The organism is Vibrio sp. M250220 (assembly GCF_036533795.1).
In the GTDB taxonomy this organism is placed as follows: domain Bacteria; phylum Pseudomonadota; class Gammaproteobacteria; order Enterobacterales; family Vibrionaceae; genus Vibrio.
Genome location: NZ_JATABI010000190.1, coordinates 1 through 587, shown reverse-complemented (window position 1 = coordinate 587; position 587 = coordinate 1). Strand labels below are relative to the sequence as shown.

At 40.9% G+C, this 587-nt stretch carries 1 protein-coding gene; it reads right to left on the bottom strand.

All coding sequences use genetic code 11. The annotated features are described in order from the left end of the window. Nucleotides 1–14: 14 nt before the first annotated feature. Nucleotides 15–587, bottom strand: a 573-nt coding sequence (locus tag QTN94_RS20355; protein WP_331428684.1) for an IS630 family transposase, incomplete at its 5' end; no start/stop codon positions are given.

Genomic DNA, 587 nt, shown 5'->3' with positions numbered 1-587 from the left:
CTAAATAGCTGATCCTAATTATGCTTCACTTTTTGTACTCCATGACCACCGCTGGGAAACGATGAAATGTTATCCATAAAGTTTCGAACCCGTTTTAATAGTTGCCACATTGCTTTGCATTGATGATTCCGAGTTACTGTTTCATGTAAGGCATGCCAAAGCTTCTCTATTTTGTTTACCCACGGGGAATACACTGGCTGAAAAAGTAAAATAAACTTCGGATTTTTCTCTAACCAACCCTGTGTCTTTTTACTTTTGTGAATGATGTAATTATCCACGATAAGCGTGATTGTTTTTGCACGGCGATACTGGCGTTTTAACTGCTCAAGAATGGCAATAAACAGCTCTGAGTGCTTATTGGCACTGCAAACATACGAGACTTTTCCCGTCTTAGCATGTAGAGCACCTGCTAGATAGTGTTTGGCATTTTGTCCCGGTGTCGCCACTTTCTTTTGCTGACCTTTGGGCATCCAATCTGCTCCAATTTTAGGGTTTAAGTGGATATCGACCTCATCTTCATAAAACACTGGATTGTCAGCATCGCAACACTCCAATGCCTTTTTGATTCTGGCGAGTTTTGCTTCTTT